Source organism: Shewanella waksmanii, assembly GCF_043643685.1.
GTDB classification, from domain to species: Bacteria; Pseudomonadota; Gammaproteobacteria; order Enterobacterales; family Shewanellaceae; genus Shewanella; species Shewanella waksmanii_A.
In genome coordinates this window covers 40,958-55,141 of record NZ_JBHZSN010000008.1, presented here as the reverse complement: position 1 = coordinate 55,141, position 14,184 = coordinate 40,958, and the positions used below count along the sequence as shown (strand labels likewise).

Here is a 14,184-nt window from a genome sequence, read left to right as displayed (position 1 = left end):
GCCGCCAAGAAGGTAGCTAGGTACTGCGTTGGCTGAAGACCTCTTCTTCGATACTAATTTGCGCATTTGCAGGATTAAAAAAATGGCCGATTTCCGTCAACAAGCCCTAGATTATCACGAGTTCCCCGTACCAGGTAAAACCGCAGTCAGTCTGACTAAGCCTGCTGCCAGCAGCCAAGATCTTGCGTTAGCTTATAGCCCTGGTGTCGCTGAGCCTGTGCGTGAAATTGCGGCAAACCCAGATGACGCATACCGTTACACTGCTAAAGGCAATACTGTTGCAGTGATCTCAAATGGTACCGCTATTTTAGGCCTTGGTAATTTAGGCCCGTTAGCTTCTAAACCTGTAATGGAAGGTAAAGCATTACTGTTTAAACATTTCGCTAATATTGACGCTACCGATATTGAAGTTAAGCATCGCACAACTGATGAGTTTATTAATACGGTTGAAGCGATTGCAGATACCTTTGGCGGCATCAACCTTGAAGATATTAAAGCGCCAGAGTGTTTTGAAATTGAAAAGACCTTGATTGAGCGTTGCAATGTGCCGGTTTTCCATGATGACCAACACGGTACTGCGATCGTTACCGCTGCAGGTATGATTAATGCGTTGGAAATTCAAGGCAAGAAACTAGAAGAATCGATTTTTGTTTGTATGGGCGCTGGCGCAGCGGCTATTGCGTGTATGACCATGTTAGTTAAGTGTGGTGTGCAACGTGAAAATGTCTACATGCTGGATCGTAAAGGTGTCATTCATACTCGTCGTGACGACATCAACGAATACAAGGCGCTGTTTGCCAACAATACTGATAAGCGCACCTTACAGGACGTGATTAAAGGTGCGGATGCCTTCCTAGGTTTGTCTGGACCAGATGTATTGGCCGCTGAAGATGTGGCGCTTATGGCAGAAAATCCAGTGATTTTTGCTTGCTCAAATCCGGATCCTGAAATCAAACCTGAAATTGCTCACGATGCTCGTAAAGATCTCATCATGGGTACAGGCCGCAGTGATTATCCAAACCAAGTTAACAATGTATTGTGTTTCCCATTCATCTTCCGTGGTGCGCTTGATGTGCGCGCATCTAAGATTAATGATGAGATGAAAATTGCGGCTGTACATGCGATTGCTGCTCTAGCGAAAGAGCCAGTACCGGCTGAAGTAATTGCAGCATATCCAGGTGTTGACTCGTTAACATTTGGTGCCGATTACGTTATTCCAAAACCAATGGATCCGCGCTTACTGTCAAATGTAGCCAAAGCAGTTGCCCAGGCAGCCATTGACTCTGGTGTAGCGGCGGTTGAAAGTTTGCCTGAGAATTACATGGCGTAATCTTTTAAATTTATTTTAAAAAAGGGCCCAAGGGGCCCTTTTTTATTGAGGCAGTAACCATTTCTTTGTAAGGTGGTACTTTACGCTGAATGTGCCACTGGTTTAAGTGATATTTATCGGCTAGCTTGATTGGTTTAGCACAGTGTATATTTGATTTCAGAATAACAATAATAAAGCAGGATGCGGCGATGAAATTGACTCAGATGTTAACCCGCAAGTTGACCAGCTTCTGGCTGGTGTCTCTCGTTGCTGTCGCTTGTATCTTTATTCTTACCGCGACGCTTAGCTTCGTACAGTTGACCTATAAGTTTCAGCAACAGAAAGTTGATGAAATTCAAACTCTATTGTCGCAGCACACAAGTGAAAATCTGGTTGACGAAAGCCAGTTAAGTCAATGGTTGCCACAAATTCTTCAAGCGTATCAAACTCAGGCTTTTGCCTTATACGATGATGAGCAGCTTGTTTATCAGTATCGCGTTGAAAAGCCCAATCTCTCTACGGTCACCTATCAAACTACTTTAGTTCAACACCGCAATTTTCATATGCAATTGACCTTGCCTAAACCGTTCTTATTACATGAGATTAGTTATTATGAAGTGCTGGTTTTGCTGCTAGGAATAATTGCCACGGGGTTGCTGGTAGGCTGGGGGTATCGTTGGCTCGCGCAAGAACTCGAGGGCGTGGAAGACTTAGCTAAGCGTAGTCACTTAATATTATCGGGTGATTATGAGCAAGCATTGGCGGAGACAGGCCATGGGCGCCCGAGAATGATCAATCGTGCGTTAACTAAGATGCTACTCGAGCTTGATGATGCTGAAAAGCAACGTGCACGCTTTGATCAATTTATTCGCTCCAACACTTTTCTTGATCCCGAAACGGGAATTGGTAATCAACTGTTTCTTAAAAACCGCCTTGATGCCCTCAGTAATGATGCGGGGATGTTGGCGCCTGGTGTCCTATTTTTATTGGAGCTGGAAGAGCTTGACCTGTTGCAGCAAGAGATGGGGGATGAACTGGTGGCGGAGATGCTTGCTCAGGTCATTGCGGCGCTCGGGCAAGTGCTAGATGGTCATGCGAACAGTATCTTTTCTCGGCGTAGCCAGCATCAGTTTGCCATGGTGGTGCCACAAATCTCATTACAGGATGCTGAAAAGCTGGCCAATAAGTTATTAAAAGTCTGCCAAGCGCAATTAACTGAGGAGCTGAGCAAGAAGCAAGACATCTTCCATATTGGTGTTGCCTATTTCAAAGTCGGTGATGATAAGTCTCAATTGGTGGAAGAGGCTGAAATGGCGCTGCGTGCGGCGCAGTTTCAGGGAAGTTCTAACTGGTTTATGTACGATAAAGGCGCGGTTGATGAGGGCTTTGCCAGAGGCTCTGTACGTTGGCGTAGCTTTTTGGAGTACGCGTTAGTGAATAAGCGCGTTGTGGCTTTTTCACAACCGGTTGTCGATAGTGACATGCAGACTCATCACTTGGAGGTGTCTTCTCGACTACGAGATAACCAAGGCAATTTAGTGCGGGCCACACTGTTTTTACCTATGGCAATTAAATGTGGTTTAACCCCGCAAATAGAGCGCCAAGTGATTGAGACAGTGTTGTTTGATCTACTCAATACCAGTAAAGATAACCTCAGTTATAGCATAAACCTGAGTTTAGATACCCTTAAAAGCCGGGCGTTTGTCCGCTGGTTGAAGACGACCTTACTGGAGTATCGCCACTTAACCCCAAGACTTATTTTCGAAATCAATGAAGATATTATTGTTAATCATATCGATAGTTTGAAAAGTACCTTAGATATGATGAAAAAAATGGGCGCGCGCCTCTGTGTCGATCGAGTTGGTTTGCAGGTTGTTAGCACCCAATATATCAAAACCTGTCAAATTGACTTAATTAAGTTACACCGTTCTATTGTTAACCAGATTCATTTACGCCAAGAAAATCAATTATTTGTTAGAAGTTTGATTGGTGGTTTATACCGAACAGAGGTGCAAGTTTTTGCTGAAGGTGTGGATGTGTTTGAGGAGTGGCAAACATTGAAGATCTTGGGGGTGAGTGCGGCGCAAGGTTCATTTTTTAGTGACCCGGTTGAAGAGATTTAACTCGCTGCCAATTATGACGATTATGCTAGCAACTTGTGACTATTCAGTTAGCGGGCTATCTTAAGAGATATAATATAGAAGCAATATCGGTTTTTTCTATAAAATTATAAGATTAGTCGTTACAATAACTGTATTGTTTTTTGACGCTTTGCCTGAGCAGGTGTTACAAAATTGGTCTGCTGTTTCACTCCATAAAAACAGAACAGTTCAAATAGAGCTAAATTATCTCAACTCTTGAGTTTGCAACGGATGGGCATTTTTTAATGGATAAAAGCCTTTTAAATAAGCTAGCTTTTTGGAAAAAGGCCGGACAGCATGTCGATGTTGGCTTGTATTTAACCGAGACGGCATTGCATGTATATCAAGCTAGTGATGAGGCTCATCCTGAAAGTCATTACAGTTTTAGTTATACAAAACAACCAGCGGAAGCGTTTGCGGCTTTGCAAGCGGCCCTTGGCCCGACACGAGCACAACTCGTGCTTAATCCTAGTTTTTATCAGTTGTTGTTGGTTGATAAGCCTGCTGTTGACAGTGAGGAAATGAACCAAGCGTTGATTTGGGCTGTAAAAGATATGGTGACCACGGCTGTTGCCGATATCCATGTCGATTATTTTGAAGCGCCAACACAGAACAGTACCAAGTTGACCGCTGTTGTCGCTGCTAAATCTCAATTATCTCAACTTATTCAAGATGCCAATTTACATCAGTTAGAGATAGTTGGGATCTCTATTGAAGAACTCGCTGCCAGTAATCTATTCGTTGATGACGCCCAACCTAAAATGGTGTTGTGCCACCTGCCAGAGCATGAGCTGTTATTGACGGTCGTGCGCCAAGGTAAGTTATTTATGCAACGTCGAGTTCGTGGCTTTAGCGGTTTAGATAAAGTCACTCAACAAGAGCTTGGTTACGGCATGGCTGACAATTTGAGTCTAGAAATTCAACGTTCAATGGACTTTTTTGAAAGTCAGTTGCGGCAATCTCCGGTGGCGTCTATTGAATTGGTGATGGGCGGGCCTGCGCAAGCTTTAGCGCAGCTGTTATCGGCTAACTTTAACCAAACCGTTAATGTGGTCGCCACCACGAGCACAGACCAATTGTTTGCTCAACTTGCTTATTCAGAATTTGCACGTGCTAATGAAGTATCAGAAGAGGTTGCTGCATGAGCCAAAAACTCAGGGTAAACCTGCTTAACGCATCGCTACTCCCTAAACAACTGCGGTTGTCATTCCAGCGTTTAGCTGTAGGCAGCATGGTGTTTTTGGGCGTGTTTTTGTTGGCCATTCTGATAGCTTGGCAAAGTGTCAGTGGTTTACAGGCTGATAGAGCGAAACTTGAACGCACTAAACGAGATTTTGACCAGCAGAAATCTCAGCTTGAAGCCCAGCTCGCTGCTCGCCAACCGGATAGTAAATTGGTTGATACTGTGGATCTTAAAGGTCAACAACTCGAACTTAAACGTATGCTGCTTAAGGAGCTGAGTCAACGTGAAGCGTTGACCAGTAAAGGGTACTCGATGTTGCTAACTGACTTGGCGAGTGTCGCTGACAGTAGTATTTGGTTAAGTCGGATTCGTGTTGACGAAGATAAATATGTGTTTGAAGGTTATAGCGCTGATCCTAGTGGTGTACCAAGATGGGTTGAGCGGTTGCGCACAACTGAAACCTTAAAAGGTCATGCGTTTGCCTCGATGACCATGAGCCGTGGCGAAGGTCAACCACTGGCATTTACTCTAACCAGTGACGCGATAGAGGAGCCACAACAATGAAGCAATTGTGGCAAAGCTGGCAAGAGAAGTTCAGTGTATTAAGCCAAAGAGAACGGGTGATGATTGCTGCCGCTGCAGTCATTGTCATCGGTATGCTGTGTTATTTACCACTAGAGTCTAAGCTGATTGAGCGCCAAAAACTGCAGCAATCCATTCGTGCGTTAGAGAATGAAAACAAAATCTCCACTGAGCAAATTGCCTTATATCAGCAACGATTAGCCCAAGATCCCAATAGTGACTATCGTCAGCGGCTACAGCTAATTGAAGAGCAAACGGCGGCACTGGATGAACAGTTATCTTTTCAGATGGTTGATATGGTGCCTGCGGACAAAATGCCGGTTCTGCTCAGTGATTTACTGGGCAAAGTGAGCGGTGTTAAGTTGCAGGAGTTCGCTTCTATCGCACCGGTACCTTTATTGGCTGTTGGCGAAGAAGATAAAAAGCTCAATCTATATAGCCATGGCATTCGGCTGGTGTTGCAGGGGGATTATTTTGCAACCCTGAAATTTGTCGAAGCCGTCGAAGCTATGCCCAATAAATTGTATTGGAAACAGCTCGATTATACCGTCGCTGAGTACCCCACTTCGAATGTGGTGATTGAGCTCTATACATTAAGCATTAATAAGGACTTTATCAGTGTTGCTAAAAGTCATTAATCGCAGCTTATTGGTTATTTTGTTGCTGCCTACATTGGTACAAGCGCAATCGCTTCGCGACCCAACACGGCCATCGGCCAGTGTTTATCAGCAGCAAAGCGCGTCGAGTGATGTTAGCGATTCAGGATTAGTTTTACAAAGTATTGTGGTGTCGGGCAAAGATGCATCGGCGGTCATAAATAATAAAATCTACCTTGTTGGCGATCGCGTCCAAGGGGTGGTCATTGCAAAGATACAGTCTGAAAGCGTGACGTTAGCCGATGGCAGAAAATTGCAAATGTACCAGGCTATCAAAGAGATTAAGGGACAATAATTAGATGACGGTTTATAAAATTTTTACTCCGATGCTGGCGTTAGCATTAGTGGGCTGTCAAACCACAGATAGGCCCCAACCCGTCGAGTCTAAAGCGGCATTGGCTAAGTCGGTTGAACAATCACAAGCGCAACCGCTGACACCGCCTCCTGCAGTGATGCCTGACTCCGTGCAACGCGAGTTGTCATCACAGTCTTTGTTATCAGGTCTCGAGCCACGAATGCAAACTGAGCGTCGCTTTGATGTTTCTGCTCAGGATGTTGATGCCAAAGTATTTTTCCCAAGCTTAGTTCAAGGTACGCCGCTCAGTGTTGCTGTCCATCCTGATGTGACTGGCAGTATTTCATTGTCGTTGAAGGCCGTGACATTAAGCGAAGCCATTCAAGTGGTGGAAGATATCTATGGTTACGAAGTTAGCCGTGAAGGACGTATATTACGGATTTTCCCAGCAGGTATGCGCACTGAAACTTTCCCTCTTAACTACCTGTACATGGAACGCCATGGATTGTCATTAACCTCGGTGAACTCTGGGCGCATATCTGACAATAACAATAATTCGTCAAATAGTAACAATAACAACAGCAACAGCAGTAATAACAATAATAGCAGTGACTCATCGGGTTCCAATAATAATGAGCAGACTAATGGCACCTTTATTCGCTCGAAAACCAAAACCGATTTTTGGGGCGAGTTACAAGAAACCTTAGTGTCTATTGTTGGTGATACTGGCGGTGGCCGTCAGGTGGTGGTAACCCCACAAGCTGGCTTGATCACAGTGCGCGCTTATCCTAATGAGCTGCGTCAAGTTCGTACCTTTTTGCAAACCGCCGAAAGCCATCTGCAACGCCAAGTTATTTTAGAAGCTAAAGTGCTTGAGGTAAGGCTTTCTGATGGTTATCAGCAAGGTATCCATTGGGAGAGCGTGTTAGGCCATGTAGGCGATACTAATATTGAATTTGGCACTTCACCGTCCGGTGATGGCGTTGGTGATCTGATATCTAACGCAATTGGTGGCGTTACCTCATTGCAGATTTCCGGCTCTGACTTCAGCACTATGATAAGCCTGCTTGATACCCAAGGTGATGTTGATGTGCTATCAAGCCCAAGGGTTACCGCTTCTAACAACCAAAAAGCAGTCATTAAAGTCGGTAAAGATGAGTACTTTGTGACGGATGTATCGTCAACTACGGTTGCGGGGACCACACCGGTCACCACGCCAGAAGTAGAGTTAACGCCGTTTTTCTCAGGCATTGCATTGGATGTCACGCCGCAGATCGATGCTGACGGTAATGTGTTATTACATATTCATCCATCAGTGATTGATATCAGTGAACAAACCAAGTCCATTAAGATTTCTGATAGCATCTTAGAACTGCCGTTAGCGCAAAGTGATATTCGAGAATCTGATACCGTCATCAAAGCCAAAACCGGTGATGTTGTCGTTATTGGTGGTTTGATGAAGAGTGAGAATATTGAGTTAGTCTCTAAAGTGCCGCTGTTAGGCGATATCCCTTTGCTGGGTGAAGCTTTTACCAACCGAGCCAACTCTTTGCAAAAAACTGAGTTAGTGATCTTGTTAAAACCGACAGTGGTGGGTGGTGATACGTGGCGAAACGAGTTGCAGCGCTCTAAAGAGCTGCTTGATCGCTGGTATCCAGAGGAAACTCAGGAGCAATAAACTTGTACTTGCAACATTTTGGGTTGGCTGAGACGCCATTTTCTTTAACCCCTAATACCGGGTTCTTTTTTGGACTCGCACCTCATGTTGAGGCATTGCAAGTATTACAAACCGCGCTGCAAACTGGTGAAGGCTTTATTAAAGTGACCGGTGAGGTAGGAACGGGTAAAACGCTTATTTGTCGCAAGTTAATAAACGAGTTACCCAAGCGGTTTCATTGTGCCTATTTGCCAAACCCTTATTTAACGCCGGATGAGCTGCGTTGGGCGGTGGCGTTAGAGCTTGGGTTAAAGTATTCGGCCAATATTGACCAGCAGCAATTAACCAGCCTAATTCAGCAGCAGCTCATGGCGTTGTCTGCCCACGGACATTCGATTGTCTTAGTGCTTGATGAGGCGCAAGCATTACCTGATGACAGTCTTGAAGCGTTGCGGCTTTTTACTAATTTAGAAACTGAGACTCGCAAATTGCTGCAAGTTGTGCTGTTTGCGCAACCTGAGTTAGATGAGCGCTTAAGCTTGAAACAGTTTCGCCAGTTAAGGCAGCGTATTACTTTTAGCTATCAGTTAAGGCCGTTAACCCAAGATGAAGCGCAAGCCTATTTGCACCATAGACTGCGGGTAGCAGGTCATCAGTCAGGTGAGTTGTTTTCAGCACAAAATAGTCGTTACTTAGCTAAAGCCGCCAGGGGCATTCCTCGTTTGATTAATATTCTTGCTCACAAAGCGTTGTTGGTTGCCTTCGGTGAAGGGGCTGCCAACATAGATAGAAAACACATTAAGGCTGCAGTGTTAGACACTGAAGATGTGCAGGCGCAATCGCCGGTAATTTGGCCGTGGGCGTTAGTGATTGTCGCCATACTCAGCGCAATAATTGCCAGTCAGTTATGGCAAGGAGGTGCTGCATGAGTGTGATTAATACCATGTTGAAAGACTTGGATAAACGCCAGCAGGGGCATAAGGTTGAAGAAGTCGTCAATGCGCCACTGCAATACCATGGTAAGCCCAGTAGCCGTTTACCTTGGATATTATTGGCGATTGTGACTCTGTTGCTAGTGATAGGAATAGGGCTTAATTGGCAGCAATTACAGCAGATTAAGTTGCAAACCCAAGCCAATCAATTAGATGAGCAACCTTTGAGTACTCATCAAGCAACGCAAGAAAATATCGAGCTGACTGCAAATAACAAGCCCGCGACACAGCAAAGCCCTGCAATTGAACAAGCGCCTTCAGCTGCACAAGCGCCTTCAGCTGGACAAGAGCCTTCAGCCGATGATATGCCAACTGTAGGTCAAGCGCCTGCTGCGAACAAGCAGTCCATTGAAAGTGACACTGCCATTGCTAAACAGCTTAGCGTGATAGCAACAACGCAACCAGAATCAGTAAAGCAACAACCACAGACCCCTTCAAAGCCCGCCTCTATCGCTGAAAACGTAACCGCAGAGCCCAAAGCTGCCAAAGTCACTGTGAGCGCCGCAAGCAGCAATCAAGCATCCGCTGCGCCAAGTTCACCTACAGGTGGCTCAATGGCGATTAAAGAGGTGAGATTAACTTCTGAGCAGCTAGCCAACAAACGTTTAGCATTGGGCAGTGAGGCAGAAAACCAAGGATTACAAGCCGATGCTGAGTTGTATTACAACGAGGCGTTACAGTTGAATAATGCGCTGCATCAGGCGCGTAAGCAATTGGCTGCACTTTATTATGGACAAGGACGGATGCCACTGGCGATTCAAGTTCTTAACCAAGGGTTAACCCTGTATCCCAAAGAGTACGAGTACGCGTTGTTAGCGGCCAAAGTCTACCAAGCGGCAGAGAACTATGATTTAGCACTGGATGTACTGAGTCGAATTCCGCAGCAAAGCGCTTACTTAAAACAGAAATTAACCTTACAAAGCGTGATGGCGCAAAAGGCACAGCAATATGAATTGTCAGCAGACAGTTATCGCCAGCTTGCACGTCTGGAGCCACAGCAAGCACGCTGGTGGATGGGATTGGCTTATGCACTCGATGCCCAACAAGACTATGTTTCAGCAAAAGCTGCTTATCAGCATGCATTACAGCAACGAGGTTTATCAGGCGAAGCCGTCAATTACATTGAAACTCGCTTGGCGCAATTAGGAGATATTGAGTGAAACCAAAGTTAAAGATGCGCTTAGGTGATCTGCTAGTTCAAGAGCATATCATCAGTGAAGCTCAATTGATGCAAGCGCTCAGTGAGCAGAAAAATTCCGGTAAGAAGCTGGGCCGTACTTTAATTGATCTCAATTGCATCACTGAGGAGCAGTTGCTGCAATTTTTATCGCAACAGCTCAATATCCCATTTTTGGATATCAGTCGTCGTCCGATAAAACCTGAAGTGGTTAATTTATTGCCTGAAGTGCAAGCCCGACGATACCGAGCGCTAGTGGTTGAAGACAATGATGACAGCGTGCTGGTGGCGATGAGCGATCCTGCTGATCTGCAAGCGATGGATAACCTTGAAGAGCAGCTAATGCCTAAGCGCTTGACCATTGCGGTGGTCACAGAAAGCCAGCTGCTTGATGCATTTGATAATTTATACCGCCGCACCGATGAAATCGCGCAGATAGCCGGTAAGTTAGAAGAAGAGTACGCCGCCGATGATCAGTTTGATCTGGCCAGCTTAACTGATGCCGATAGTGATAATGAAACCACGGTTGTTAAGTTACTGCAGTCAATATTTGAAGATGCCGTACAGATGCGAGCGTCAGATATTCATATTGAGCCGGGGGAAAAAGTACTTCGAATTCGTCAACGGATCGATGGTCAGTTACAAGAAAACACCTTGCCTGAGGCGAATATCGCGTCAGCTTTGGTGCTGCGTTTGAAGTTGATGGCTGGGCTGGATATTTCTGAAAAACGTCTACCTCAAGATGGTCGTTTTCACATGGAAATCAAAGGCCATAAGATAGATGTGCGTATGTCAACCATGCCGATTTACCATGGTGAATCTGTGGTAATGCGTCTACTTGATCAATCAGCAGGTTTGTTAACGCTAAATGAAACTGGCATGCCAGCGGACATTTTGGCACGGGTGCGCAAGCAGATAAAACGTCCCCATGGCATGTTGCTGGTGACCGGACCGACAGGTAGCGGTAAAACCACCACCTTGTATGGCATATTAAGTGAGCTCAATACCGCCGATAGAAAAATCATCACCGTAGAAGATCCGGTTGAGTATCAATTGCCCCGTATTAACCAAGTACAGGTTAACCATAAAATTGGTCTCGATTTTTCCAATGTATTACGTACTACATTACGTCAAGACCCCGATATTATCATGGTGGGTGAGATGCGTGATCAAGAGACGGTTGAAATTGGTCTGCGAGGCGCACTTACCGGTCACTTTGTCCTGTCGACGTTACATACTAATGATGCGGTAACCAGTGCATTACGTTTACTTGATATGGGAGCGGCGAGTTACCTTGTCGCCAGTGCCCTACGGGTGATTATTGCGCAGCGACTCGTTAGGCGTGTATGTCAAAACTGTACTCAAGAATATCAACTCACCCAGCAAGACAAGGTTTGGCTAAACACCGTTAGTCAGATGGATTTTTCTAAGGCTAATTTCAAAGTGGGGCAAGGTTGTCAGCATTGTAATGGCAGTGGTTATCGTGGTCGGATCGGTGTGTTTGAAATTCTCGAACTAGACGATGAGATGATTGACGCGATGCGTACCGGTAATCCGCAGGATTTTGCCCGAGCTGCCCATCAAAGCCCTAATTTCACGCCACTAGCCGAATCCGCATTGAATTACCTTGTGCAAGGTATGACGACCATCGAAGAGGTTGCTAAGCTTGTTGAAGACGTATCTGATATCCCAACGCCATTATCCGATGAGATGTTTGCTCAGCAAGGGCTTGAGGAGTAATCATGCCGATATATCAATATCGAGGTCGAAACGCGCAAGGTGAACAAGTTACCGGGGAGCTTGATGCCAGCAATGAAAGTGCGGCCGCCGATCAATTGATGTCTCGATCCGTTATTCCGCTGGAACTCAATGAAGCTAAGCCAAAGCGCGATTTTGACTTAGCAGCCCTGTTTAAGGGTAAAGTGAGTTTAGATGAGTTACAGATTTTTACTCGGCAAATGTATTCGTTAACTCGCTCAGGGATCCCCATTCTGCGTGCCATTGCGGGGCTATCTGAAACCACTCATTCAAAACGGATGAAAGAAGCCCTGAAAGATATATCTGAGCAGCTCACTTCTGGACGCCCGTTATCCTCGGCGATGAACCATCACCCTGATGTGTTTGATGCGCTGTTTGTCTCTATGGTGCATGTTGGTGAAAACACCGGACGCCTTGAAGACGCATTTTTACAGCTATCAGGCTATATAGAACGAGAGCAGGAAACCCGTCGACGGATTAAGGCGGCGATGCGCTATCCGATATTTGTGTTGATTGCCGTCGCGCTTGCGATGGTGGTGCTCAACATCATGGTGATTCCCAAGTTTGCGGATATGTTTTCCCGCTTCGGCGCAGATCTGCCATGGGCAACAAAACTACTGATCAATACCTCTAACTTTTTCGTGAATTACTGGCATTTGATGTTAGTTGCGCTGGCTGGGATGTTTATTGGTATTCGCTATTGGCATAGTACCGAAAAAGGCGAAAAGCAGTGGGATCGGTGGAAGCTGAGAATTCCCGCTGTAGGCAGTATTATTGAGCGTTCTACATTATCACGTTACTGCCGCAGTTTCTCGATGATGCTCACCGCAGGGGTGCCAATGACTCAAGCCTTAAGCTTAGTGGCGGATGCGGTAGATAATGCCTATATGCATGACAGTATTGTGGCGATGCGCCGCGGTATCGAGTCCGGTGAGTCTATGCTGCGAGTTTCCAATCAAAGTGGATTATTTACCCCATTGGTATTACAGATGGTGGCTGTGGGTGAAGAAACTGGCCAGATTGATCAATTATTAAATGATGCGGCGGACTTTTATGAAGGTGAAGTCGATTATGATCTAAAGAACCTCACCGCTAAATTAGAGCCAATTTTAATCGGTTTTGTTGCAGGTATCGTATTGATTCTGGCCCTAGGCATATACCTACCTATGTGGGATATGCTCAATGTGGTTAAAGGTGGCCAGTAACATGAGGTTTGCTTAAGCCATGCAGCAGCAACAAAAGGCCGATGGCGAGCTAATGCAGGTTTATGCCAAGTTAGTGGCATTGATTTTGCTTTTAGTGGTGTTAGCAGTATTAGGGTTTCGCTACCTTGGCTCGGTTGGGCAGGTGTCGGCGCAAGGCTTAGTGGTTGAGCATACACGGCTGTTAAATGTTCTCGGTATGATTAAAGCTCAGTGGCTTGCTAAGGGTCGACCAGAATATATGCGACTTGATTGGCAATTTGATGATGTTTCTGAAGGCAAGGATCAGCAGCTTGTTAAAATCAGTCGCGGCGGTTGGCCGATTGTTAATGGCGTCAATGAATTGGCCTGTGAACAATTGTGGTACCAGTTACTCGGTGGTCACACGGCTACGCAACAAATTGTAATAGAAGTCAGTCCAGGGCGAGATGTTTGTAGTTATATTGCTAATAATAGCGATCGAATAAGTTATCAGCTCACATCTGGGCGTGTGATTTTTTTGACGAATCAGGAAATATAATCAATTCAAAGGTTTCTAAAATTGAGTTAACTGTTAGAATTATGAAATATGACATGGGGGTTTAATAAATGCACTTAAGTAAGCTAGTTAAAAAACAATCAGGGTTCTCACTTATTGAACTGGTGATTGTGATCGTAATTCTAGGGTTATTGGCTGCTACAGCCATTCCACGTTTTCTAAATGTCACAGAAGATGCCGAAGATGCCAGCTTAGATGGCGTATCTGGTGGTTTAGCGACTGCAGTAGGATTTGTGCGTGCACAGTGGGAAGTTGATGGCCGTAATAACAATAGTGTGATTTTGGATGGTACCAGTGTTTCGCTAGATACTCGTTTTGGTTTTCCAACAGGCACAGGTGCCAATGGTACCGATGTGACAGCAATGAATGACAACCGTTGTCAGCAAGTGTTTAATGCCATTTTACAAAGCCCACCACGTAATGTTCAGTACACTGAAGATGCCCGTAACCAACGTTATACCGTTAGATTCTTAGATGGTGTAGGTGGTGATGCAACAGATCTTAATGGTGACACAGTCACTGGCATTGATTTATGTGTATACCATCAGGTGGCTTCGTTGACCTTAGATCAAACTACCGGTGTGGCTTCTCCAGCACCTGATCTTAATGTTGGTAAGGGTATTACCTATAATCCTGGTACGGGTACTGTAGTGAGTTTCACTAACTGATTATTTGTTTTTTTATATTGTAACGC

At 45.3% G+C, this 14,184-nt stretch carries 13 protein-coding genes; all 13 read left to right on the top strand.

Features of this window, described 5'->3' with window-relative positions; translation table 11 throughout:
• Nucleotides 1-82 precede the first annotated feature (82 nt).
• The 13 genes from ACHUFW_RS13445 to ACHUFW_RS13385 all read left to right on the top strand — a co-directional run bounded on the left by ACHUFW_RS13445 (nt 83) and on the right by ACHUFW_RS13385 (nt 14,158).
• Nucleotides 83-1,330 carry a malic enzyme-like NAD(P)-binding protein gene (locus ACHUFW_RS13445; RefSeq protein ID WP_394203831.1) on the top strand — a complete coding sequence of 416 codons (1,248 nt, stop codon included), beginning with the start codon at nt 83-85 and terminating at the stop codon, nt 1,328-1,330.
• 188 nt (nt 1,331-1,518) lie between these two features.
• Nucleotides 1,519-3,432 carry an RNase E specificity factor CsrD gene (gene csrD / locus ACHUFW_RS13440; RefSeq protein ID WP_394203829.1) on the top strand — a complete coding sequence of 638 codons (1,914 nt, stop codon included), beginning with the start codon at nt 1,519-1,521 and terminating at the stop codon, nt 3,430-3,432.
• Nucleotides 3,433-3,695: 263 nt separating this feature from the next.
• Nucleotides 3,696-4,595 (top strand): MSHA biogenesis protein MshI, encoded by a 900-nt coding sequence (locus tag ACHUFW_RS13435; protein ID WP_394203827.1) that lies wholly within the window; start codon nt 3,696-3,698, stop codon nt 4,593-4,595.
• Complete coding sequence (locus tag ACHUFW_RS13430; RefSeq protein WP_394203825.1) at nt 4,592-5,197, top strand: PilN domain-containing protein; 606 nt, start codon at nt 4,592-4,594, stop codon at nt 5,195-5,197. The genes ACHUFW_RS13435 and ACHUFW_RS13430 overlap by 4 nt, the downstream gene beginning before the upstream one ends.
• Entirely contained in the window at nt 5,194-5,853 is a 660-nt protein-coding gene (locus tag ACHUFW_RS13425) for an MSHA biogenesis protein MshJ (RefSeq protein ID WP_394203823.1), read from the top strand. The genes ACHUFW_RS13430 and ACHUFW_RS13425 overlap by 4 nt, the downstream gene beginning before the upstream one ends.
• On the top strand, nt 5,834-6,166 hold the full coding sequence (locus tag ACHUFW_RS13420) for an MSHA biogenesis protein MshK (protein WP_394203821.1): 333 nt from the start codon (nt 5,834-5,836) through the stop codon (nt 6,164-6,166). The genes ACHUFW_RS13425 and ACHUFW_RS13420 overlap by 20 nt, the downstream gene beginning before the upstream one ends.
• Nucleotides 6,167-6,170: 4 nt before the next feature.
• The gene (gene mshL, locus ACHUFW_RS13415; protein ID WP_394203819.1) at nt 6,171-7,844 is read left to right on the top strand and encodes a pilus (MSHA type) biogenesis protein MshL; all 1,674 of its coding nucleotides are present in this window, start codon (nt 6,171-6,173) and stop codon (nt 7,842-7,844) included.
• Nucleotides 7,845-7,846: 2 nt separating this feature from the next.
• A complete protein-coding gene (locus tag ACHUFW_RS13410) occupies nt 7,847-8,752 on the top strand; it encodes an ExeA family protein (protein ID WP_394203817.1) in 906 nt (301 codons plus the stop codon).
• Nucleotides 8,749-9,975, top strand: a complete 1,227-nt coding sequence (locus tag ACHUFW_RS13405) for a tetratricopeptide repeat protein (RefSeq protein WP_394203815.1) — start codon at nt 8,749-8,751, stop codon at nt 9,973-9,975. Before ACHUFW_RS13410 ends, ACHUFW_RS13405 begins: the two co-directional genes overlap by 4 nt.
• Nucleotides 9,972-11,732: a GspE/PulE family protein gene (locus tag ACHUFW_RS13400; RefSeq protein WP_394203813.1), complete on the top strand. Its 1,761-nt coding sequence runs from the start codon at nt 9,972-9,974 to the stop codon at nt 11,730-11,732. Before ACHUFW_RS13405 ends, ACHUFW_RS13400 begins: the two co-directional genes overlap by 4 nt.
• A 2-nt stretch (nt 11,733-11,734) precedes the next feature.
• Nucleotides 11,735-12,955, top strand: a complete 1,221-nt coding sequence (locus ACHUFW_RS13395) for a type II secretion system F family protein (protein ID WP_394203811.1) — start codon at nt 11,735-11,737, stop codon at nt 12,953-12,955.
• A gap of 19 nt (nt 12,956-12,974) precedes the next feature.
• The gene (locus tag ACHUFW_RS13390) at nt 12,975-13,472 is read left to right on the top strand and encodes a hypothetical protein (protein WP_394203809.1); all 498 of its coding nucleotides are present in this window, start codon (nt 12,975-12,977) and stop codon (nt 13,470-13,472) included.
• A gap of 68 nt (nt 13,473-13,540) precedes the next feature.
• Nucleotides 13,541-14,158, top strand: a complete 618-nt coding sequence (locus ACHUFW_RS13385) for a type II secretion system protein (protein ID WP_394203807.1) — start codon at nt 13,541-13,543, stop codon at nt 14,156-14,158.
• Nucleotides 14,159-14,184: the final 26 nt, after the last annotated feature.